9 protein-coding genes are annotated in these 8,602 nt (G+C 61.5%); all 9 read right to left on the reverse strand.

What is annotated here, in order from left to right; translation table 11 throughout:
• Positions 1-88: 88 nt before the first annotated feature.
• Positions 89-1,015 (reverse strand): LysR substrate-binding domain-containing protein, encoded by a 927-nt coding sequence (locus tag ABW043_RS06885; RefSeq protein WP_353920478.1) that lies wholly within the window; start codon positions 1,013-1,015, stop codon positions 89-91.
• A 124-nt stretch (positions 1,016-1,139) separates the two neighbouring features.
• Positions 1,140-2,459, reverse strand: a complete 1,320-nt coding sequence (locus ABW043_RS06890) for an MFS transporter (RefSeq protein ID WP_353920479.1) — start codon at positions 2,457-2,459, stop codon at positions 1,140-1,142.
• Positions 2,460-2,467: 8 nt separating this feature from the next.
• Positions 2,468-3,331 (reverse strand): nitrilase-related carbon-nitrogen hydrolase, encoded by an 864-nt coding sequence (locus tag ABW043_RS06895; RefSeq protein WP_353920480.1) that lies wholly within the window; start codon positions 3,329-3,331, stop codon positions 2,468-2,470.
• 75 nt (positions 3,332-3,406) lie between these two features.
• Positions 3,407-4,093: an isochorismatase family protein gene (locus ABW043_RS06900; protein WP_353920481.1), complete on the reverse strand. Its 687-nt coding sequence runs from the start codon at positions 4,091-4,093 to the stop codon at positions 3,407-3,409.
• 152 nt (positions 4,094-4,245) lie between these two features.
• Positions 4,246-5,145 carry a DMT family transporter gene (locus ABW043_RS06905; protein ID WP_353920482.1) on the reverse strand — a complete coding sequence of 300 codons (900 nt, stop codon included), beginning with the start codon at positions 5,143-5,145 and terminating at the stop codon, positions 4,246-4,248.
• 101 nt (positions 5,146-5,246) lie between these two features.
• Entirely contained in the window at positions 5,247-6,134 is an 888-nt protein-coding gene (locus ABW043_RS06910; protein WP_353920483.1) for a polysaccharide deacetylase family protein, read from the reverse strand.
• An 8-nt stretch (positions 6,135-6,142) separates the two neighbouring features.
• A complete protein-coding gene (locus ABW043_RS06915; protein ID WP_353920484.1) occupies positions 6,143-7,048 on the reverse strand; it encodes a polysaccharide deacetylase family protein in 906 nt (301 codons plus the stop codon).
• Positions 7,049-7,059: 11 nt separating this feature from the next.
• On the reverse strand, positions 7,060-8,361 hold the full coding sequence (locus tag ABW043_RS06920; protein WP_353920485.1) for an amidase: 1,302 nt from the start codon (positions 8,359-8,361) through the stop codon (positions 7,060-7,062).
• Positions 8,358-8,602: hypothetical protein (locus ABW043_RS06925; RefSeq protein WP_353920486.1), on the reverse strand; the 245-nt coding region annotated here is incomplete at its 5' end. The genes ABW043_RS06925 and ABW043_RS06920, both read right to left, overlap by 4 nt.

Genomic DNA, 8,602 nt, shown 5'->3' on the forward strand with positions numbered 1-8,602 from the left:
ATCTTCCGGGGCGTTTTGTTTTTAGGCGTGACGATGTTGCTGACGGTCGTTTGAGCCGCGGCCTTCGGGTCGCGGCTATCCAGTGAAATCAGGCGGGAAAGACAGTGCCGGCGGCGATGGGCGCGCGGACCTGATCGAAGAGCCAGTCCTTGAAGCGATTGACGGTCTTGGGAACGGTCGGGCTCCAGGAGGAGACGAGGTAGTAGGGGCTGCGGATGGGGTAGGCTTCGCCGATCTGGACGAGCTTGCCGGTCTGCAACAGCTCCTCGATCAACAGCGAGCGGCCGAGAATGGCGCCAAGGCCAATGCGGGCCGCTTCGATGCTGGGGCTGGACTGGTTGAAACGGGGGCCCTTGGAGATGTCGTTGCGGCCGATGCCGTATTCCCGAAGATACCGATCCCAATCGGGATATGGGCCGCTCTCGACCTTTACGCGGTCCTGATGGATCAGGGGCACTTCACGCAGGATGTCTTCCCAGCGATTGCCGTAGCGGGCTGCCAGGGCAGGCGAACAGACCGGGATGATCTCTTCTTCCATCAGTGGCTCGATACGGCGATCAACGGCGGTCTGCCAGTTGCAGATCCAGAGGTCGGTATCGTCGTTCTCGATGTCCTGGCGTTTCACGAAGGTCGTGATCGTCACGTCGACGTCAGGTGCGGCTTCCACGAACTGGCTCATGCGGGGCAGTAGCCAAAGCGATGCCACGGATGCCGATGCGCCGACCATAATGCGCTGGCGGTCATCTTCCGGGGCCATGAGTGAGATCAGCGACTCGTCGATGAGATCGAGCGCGTTGGTGAGTTTGCCCAGGACTGCCCTGGAGTCCTGCGTCAGTTCCAGGCGACTGTTTTTGCGCAGGAAAAGTTTGGTCTGAAGGAAGTCCTCCAGCAGTCGGATCTGGTGGCTGACTGCCGTCGGGGTGACACAGAGTTCGTCCGCGGCGCGGACCAAACTCTTATAACGAGCGGCGGCCTCGAAGGCCCGTACCGCGTTGAGAGGAACACGACGTCTCATTCTTGCCTCGCTTGCCTCTCCTCCCTGAATCTCAGCAAATCACGCTACAGAACCGGGTACAAGACCATTTCTTCATCACATTCGTCATATGCATATTTGTTAGGCATAAGCTGTCGTGAGGCTGTCATTCCCCGGGTTGCGGAGCGACCTCGGGGCTGACCTTTGCAACGGGCTCCGGCTGTTTATGCTCGAAGTTGGTGCCGCGGCGGCGGTGGTTCATCAGGTAGAGATAGGCCACGCCGACACCGAGGCAGCAGAGGAGCCCGTTGAGCATCACGGCCATGCCCACGCCCAATGCGGAAGCTGCGGCGCCGGTCAGCACCGGGCCAATGGGTGAGGGGATCAGGAGGTTGATCATGCTCACGAGGCGCCCACGCATTTCGGGCGGGGCCCAGAGCTGCAGCGAGGTGTTCATGGAGGCAGAGAACGTCACCGCCGCGGCCCCGACGAAGAAGAACAGCAGTCCCGAGAAGACGAGGCTCGAGGATAGGCTGATGGCGCAGAGAACAATGCCGAACCCCACTCCGGCGAGCAAGATACGCCGCGTCGATGGCGCGCCCCGCGTGGTCATGACAGCCGCCGCGACGAACGAACCCAGGCCCAGACAGGAGTTCAATATGCCGAATTCGGCCGTGCTGGCATTGACCAGATAGGTCGAGATCAGCGGCACCATGGTGGTGAAGTTCTGGCCGAAGAGCCCAATGAAAGCAGTGGCGATCAGAAGGAACAGGATGGGCGGCGTGTTGCGGGCATAGGAGAGCCCCTCGGTGACCTGAGTCAGTAGTGGTTGCTTGTTAGCATATTTGCGCGGTTGCAGTTCGTTGCCGCGCAACAGCGACAAAGCAGTCAGGGTGGCGCAGAAGGTCAGTGCGTTAAGGAAATAGGCCGCAGCGACGCCGAAGGCGGCAATGACAACGCCACCAAGCGCGGGACCAATGATGCGGCCGAGATTTTGCGCCAGCGAACCCATGGCTATGGCATTCGGCAGATAGGCCGGCGGTACCAATTCACCGATGAAGGACTGCCGCAATGGCGCATCGAGGGCGTTGATAATGCCCAGGGTCATGGCCAGTACGTAGATATGCCAGATGCTGATCGTGTCGGTTAGGCACAGCACACCCAGAATGGCGGCCTGTGTAGCCCCAAGCGACTGGGTGATCGCCATGAGCCGTCGCCGCGGAAACCGATCGGCAATCGCCCCGCCGATGAGCGAGAGCAGCATCACCGGCAGGAACTGCAGCGACGTCACGATCGCCAAGGATAACGGAGACCCGGTCAGTTCCAGCACCAGCCAGGCCTGCGCGGTCATCTGCATCCAGGTTCCCGGAACCGAGATTATGGAACCAGTGAAGAAGACGCGAAAATTGTGGATCGCGATGGCCTTGGGCACCTTCGGCCGTTGGCGGGCGGCGCGAGAGCCGGGCGGGGGTGCCATCTGGTTCATGGCGGTGCTCAGGCTGGCTCACGCATGACGTAGTCGTCAGGGCGCCGGTTGGTGGCAAACGACCAGCGTTCGCGGATTTTGACCTGATTTTCTAGATCGGCTTCCGCCATCACGACCTCGTCGCCCTGGGTCTTGGCAACCGCCAATATCGTGCCGTCGGGTCCGATCACACAGGAGCGGCCGATGAACGTTACTCCGCCCTCCCGACCCGCCTTACCGGCCGCGATGACCGTTGTGCCGGTGTAGTAGGCGCCTGCCGTCATCGACAGTTTCGATGCATTGCGCGCCGCGGTCAGTGTGCCGCCAGGCATGACCGGGGTGTTGAATGAAGCGGCGATGATTTCGGCGCCATTGTTTGACAGCGAGCGGTAGGATTCGGGGAAGCGGCGGTCATAGCAGATCAGCCCGCCGACCTTGGCAGCGCCGAGATCGTGGACCGAAAAGCCAAGGTCGCCGGGCAGGAAATAGCGCTTTTCGAGAATGGTGATCGGCGTATCAGGCTTGGGCTCGACCTGGCCGGGAATGTGCATCTTGCGGAAGGTGCCGACGCGTTCGCCCTGGTCGTCGATGAAAGCCATGGAATTGTAGAGGCCAACATTGTTCTGCTCGGCGAAAGGCAGGACCAGCGCCATGCCGTAATGTGCCGAACGATCCGCTATGGCTTCGATGGCGGCCTGATTGTCCTCGGGACTGACGAAAGGCGTCAAGTCCTCCTGGATCTTCGCGGCGAAATAGGGCGTGAGCGCTAGTTCGGGGAGAACTGCGAGCTTCACGCCGGCCTCGCCGGCCTTGTCGACCAGCTTGATTATGCGCTCGGCGGTTTCGGAAATTGTGGGGGCGGCGGGGCCCATTTGAAGCGCTGCAACAAGCATGGCAATCTCGCGGGAAGAGGGGAGCGGGGCCCGCCCAAGGGGCGGACCGGAAAAGTCGTAAACTGACGGGGAAGTTCAGGCGGCCTTGGCGGCGCTTGCATCCTGGCCGATGATCTCAAGCGCCTTGTCGGTGCTGATCACGTCGCAGATCTTGAATTCCATGTCGAAGAGCGCGGCCGCGTGGGACAACTCGATGCGATCAAAACAGCCTTCTTCCACGACGCTCATCTTGTAGCCATAGGCGCGGCCATCGACGCAGGTGGCGCGGACGCAACCCGACGTGCTGTTACCGACAACGAGCAGGCCATCAAGGCCGAGCTGGTTGAGGATCACCGGCAGGTTGGTGAAGGCAAAGCAGCTTGGTGTCTGCTTTTCAACGAGGATGTCGCCTTCTTCCATAGCTACTTCGACCGGCACTTCGGACTTGGAATTTTCCGAACTGAAATTATTGCCCGGCTCGGACATGGGCAGGCCGGTATAGGGGTGGAAGATATGCTTGGAGTAGATTACCGGCATGCCGGCCGCACGGGCGGCCTTGAGCAGTTTTTGCTGGAACGGCACGGCCTTCCAGGCATGCGGGCCGCAGGCGCCGGAGAACTCGTCGAGCTGTTCCCAGATCGGCTTGTCATGGCCCATGGCTGTGTTCTGCATGTCGATAACGAGGAGCCCCACCTTGGTGCCCGGGCCCGTCGGCTTGCGCGGCTTGCGCGCTGCCATCACCTTCTTGTCGTCCTCGGTCAGAAATGCTTCCCAAACGGCCATGGCGGTTACCCTCATCTGTTGAGCTTCGATACCGAAACGCTAAGGGATTGCAGGGGAGGCCCGTTAATGGGGAATTCTCCCGTACCCGATGAGAAATGCTCACTGAGGAATTTTGCGCAGAGTCCAACGCTCACCGGCCACCGTCGCCGTGGTCAGCCGGCTTTGGTTTGACCTTGCCGGAAGCGGTTGAGCAGGCGGCCGTCGATCACCAGCAGACCCGCCATGACGACGATGATCCCGACCAGTTGCAGCGGGTGCACGACCTCACCGAGAATCCAGACGCCCAGCACTGTCGCGACGATCGGGCCGATATAGGCGTTGACCGAGAAATTGACGACGCCGACGCGCGGAATCATCCAGTACATGACCTGGAAGGTGAAAGCTGTGGGGAAGAGGCCCAGCGCAAGCCATGCCCACCAGGTTTCGGGGTTCTGGATATTGGGCAGCCCCTCCATCAGCAATGCCGGAGGCAAGGTCGCGAGCATTGCACCGGTCATGGCGTAGGCAGCGATGGCTTGTGGCGGGACGCGACCGAAGCCTCGCGTGATGTTAAAGGCGAGCGCAAAGACAAAAGTGCTGAGAAGGCAAAGCGCGATGCCTATGGCCTGACCGCCGATGCCATTGGCAAAGCTCGGCAAGGCGAGGATGGCAGCGCCGGAAAAGCCGATGACGGCGCCGAGCGCCTTGAGCCTTGTCGCCCGTTCGCCGCCCGGCCAGAAGTGCGAAACCACGAGGGTCATGATCGGCAGCAGCAGGTTGATCATGGCGACGAGGCCGGTGGAAATATAGCCCTGGATGATCGGCATCATCACGAAGGAGAAGGCGTAGCTCAGGATACCCAGACCCAGCAGCTGCGCCATGAGCAATGGCTCGGTCGGCACCTTCACCCGCGCGGCCACGACGACGATCCAGCTTGCCGATGCTGCGATCACAGCCCGCCCTGCTGCCATGGTCAGCGGAGGCAATTCGCGCCCGGCGATCTCGATCAGCAGAAACGAGCTGCCGAAGATTACGCCGACGACAACGATAATGAGCCAGTATCGCATCGGCATGCGAAATCTCCGGGCAGGGGCGACGGCGTGAAGGCGCCGACGTCGGGCCAATATGATAAGGCGTTCCCAACTGACCGGGATTGGATGTGTGGCGGCGGGTGCTAAGTTTGGGGCCGCCAGGCATCGACGATCTCGCCGGTTGTGGCGAACCACACCTTGCCGCTGGCCTGTGCTTTCTGGAGGAAGCTGCGGATGTATTTGGCACGTAGCGGCTGGCCAGAGACGTGTGCCTGAAGCCCGAGGGTCATCACCATGCCCGAACGCTCGCCGTCGCGGATCAGCGTTTCCAAGTGGTCTTCGAGCACTGCCTCGAATTCCCATGGCGTATGCGACTGCGCCTGGATGACGTTGGCGTCCGAGGTGTCAAAGCTATAGGGCAGGGCGCTGAGCCGGCCGTTGGGGACATGGAAATCATAGGGCTGGTCGTCATTGCCCCAGTCGAGCGTGTAGTCGTAACCAAGGTCAGCCAGCAGTTGCGTGGTTCTGGCGGATTCGCTGCCATTGGGACCAAGCCACCCACGCGGTCGCTTGCCCGTCGCCGCCTCGATCGCGGTGGCGGAGGCAAGGAGATAGGCCCGCTCGTCGGTTTCACTGAGCGCTGAGGTGACAGCCTGATTGACCTTGGCGCCGTGGCCGACGAATTCCCAGCCCCGCGCCAAGGCGTCCTCCACAAGGGCGGGAGCTTCGGTGAGCAGCACATCGCTGATCGGCATCGTGGCCTTGAGCCCGAGTACGTCGAGAATGCCCATCAGCCGAAAGGCGCCGACCCGCGGGCCATAGTCGCGATAGGTATAACCAACGAGGTTCAGCGGGCTCGTGACGAGGTCGCCATAGTCGACATTGACCACGACGGACATGGCAACGGCCGCCCCGTTCGGCCAGACCAGTTTCGGCCGGTCCGGCAGCGGCGAAAAAGTGTAGAGGCCATGATCCATGCGGGTGACGGGATCGACGACGACCTGATTATAGTTAGGAGCAAAGTCACTCATGGTCGGCCTCAAGCTGCATCGGCAGCGGCGGACAAAAGCCGGCGGCCGTAGTGGTTGGCATAATACCAGTCGGCAATATCTCCAGCCGTCGCCTGCCAGACGCCGCTATGGCCTAGGATATATTCGAGTGCCTGACGGAGATATTTGATGCGCGAGGGCGCAGTTACGGCGAAGGGATGGAGGCAAATGGCCATGACCTTGGGGGCCGTGGCGCCTTCCTCATAGAGCATGTCGAACTGGTCCGTGATGAACCGCCCGAAGGCTTCAGCGGTCTGCGCCTGACCGCCGAGCGCCACGCCGGAATTGACCTCAAAACTGTAGGGCAGAGAAATCAGCCGGCCCTTGGCGACTTTCAGCTCCGTCGGCTCATCGTCGTGGAACATATCGGCCCAATATTTGACACCGGCTTCGGCCAGCAGGTCGGGCGTGCGGGTCGTCGTCGTCAGAGCAGGCCCAAGCCAGCCGCTGATCGTTTTGCCGGTCGATTTGCGCACGATATTGATGACCGTGTCGATCAGTTCGCGCTCGGTCGCTTCGTCCATGCCGAGGGCAAATCGTGTGTTGTAAAGGCCATGCGACTGGTAGTCCCAATCGCGCTTGGCCATTTCCTCGGCAATGCGCGGGAAATGCTCGAACACGGCTGCGTTCATTGAGGCCGTGGCGCGGATGCCGAGGTCGTCAAAAAGTTCGAAAAGCCGCCAGAGGGCAACCCGATTGCCATAGTCACGCGGCTGGAAGGCCTGAACATTGGGCACGGGGCCGGCATAGGGCGCGCGCTGCGGATTGGGTGGCGGCAGCCACTCGAGATATTCCACATTGGGCACCACAAAAACTGCGATGCGCGCGTTTCCGGGCATGGTCAGCGGCTTGCGCCTGGTGATGGCTGAGTAGTCGTAACGGCCGAGATCGGTCACAGTAAATCCTCTCAATCGGGCAGGTTGAGGCGACCCAGCACACTCTCCGCGGCAGTTGCTGCGGCGATGACTGTGAGGTCGGTTCCTGGTGCACCTACGAGTTGCAGGCCGAGTGGCAATCCGTTCTCGGACATTCCGCACGGAATGGTGGCCGCCGGAAATCCGAGCAGGCTCCAGGGCGTAAGGAGTGATGCATTGCCAGTCGATTCCAGACCTTCGGGGGCAGGCCCCGGCGTCGTCGGCATTGCAAGCACCGGATGCTCGGCAAAAAGCGGCAACATGGCGTCGCGCAGCATGCGGCGGGCGCGGAGGGCCTGCAGGTAATAGCTGGCTGGAACGAGCGAGAACGCCTCAACCAGCAGCTTGTGCCTCGGCGACATCAGGTCGCCTTTATGATGCAGGCGTGGCGCGTGATAGACCGCCATTTCTGTGCTCATGATCAGGTGATGGATCGCCTGATGCGCCTTGAAGAGTTCGGGCAGCGGCACCGTGTTGGTCGCGAGCCCAGAAGCAGCAAGCTTGCCGAGCGAAGTCTCGACGACATCAACGGTGCCGGCTTCGGAGGTTTCGAAAAAGAAATCGCGCAGGATGCCGATTTTCTTTGGCGCTGATGCGAGCGAACCCGGCTGCTGCGCTATGGCTCGGAAGATGAGATCGAGATCTTCTGCCGAGCGAGCGATCAGCCCGGGATGATCGAGGCTCCAGGATACCGGTAGAAGACCATCGCGTGAGAGAGCACCATAGCTTGGTTTGAAGCCGGCGACGCCATTGTAGGAGGCCGGACGTAGGTTCGAGCCGCCCGTCTGGGTGCCGATGGTGGCGGGCACCATGCGAGCGCCGACAGCGACGCCAGAACCAGAACTGGAGCCGCCGCCGGTATGCGCCGGGTTCCATGGATTGCGTGATGCAGGCGGCACGCCCATGCCGGCAAATTCAACCGTCTCGCACTTGCCAAGAATGATCGCCCCGGCCGCACGCAGCGCCGCCACCACGCCGGAATCGGCATAGATCGCGTCTGCTTCCATGGTCTGCGAGTTCGCCAAAGTCGGCATGCCTTCCGCATGGAACACGTCCTTGACGCCGACCGGCACGCCGTGAAGCGGACCGCGCAGATTGCCCTGGCTTGCTTCGCTGGTCATGAGTTTGGCTTGGGCCAGGGCCCCATCGCGGTCAACGTGCGCCCAGGCGTGCCACTGACCTTCCCGCGCATCGATGCGGTCGAGAAATGCGGCAAGCGTTTCAACGGGGTTAAGCGATCTATCAGCGATACCGCGAGCGAGTTCGCTCGCGGTCAGATCGAGTGTCGCGCTCACAGGACCACCTTGCCGGCCTGGGCGATATCTTCGCCGAACAGGGGTTCGATATCGTCAGGGATATCGAGCGCGCCAACCGTCTCCATTGACCGCGCGATCCCCTCGAGTATCGGCGCCAGTTCATCAGCGACCGCATCGCCCCACGTAAGTTTCGCACTCTGGGTCAGGAAAGTGGTCGCCTGATCTTGGCTCACCGGTGGTTTGAGGCGCACGATAGTCTCCAACAAGAACATCAAGTCCG

The sequence above is a fragment of the Devosia sp. genome, from assembly GCF_040509215.1.
In the GTDB taxonomy this organism is placed as follows: Bacteria; Pseudomonadota; Alphaproteobacteria; order Rhizobiales; family Devosiaceae; genus Devosia.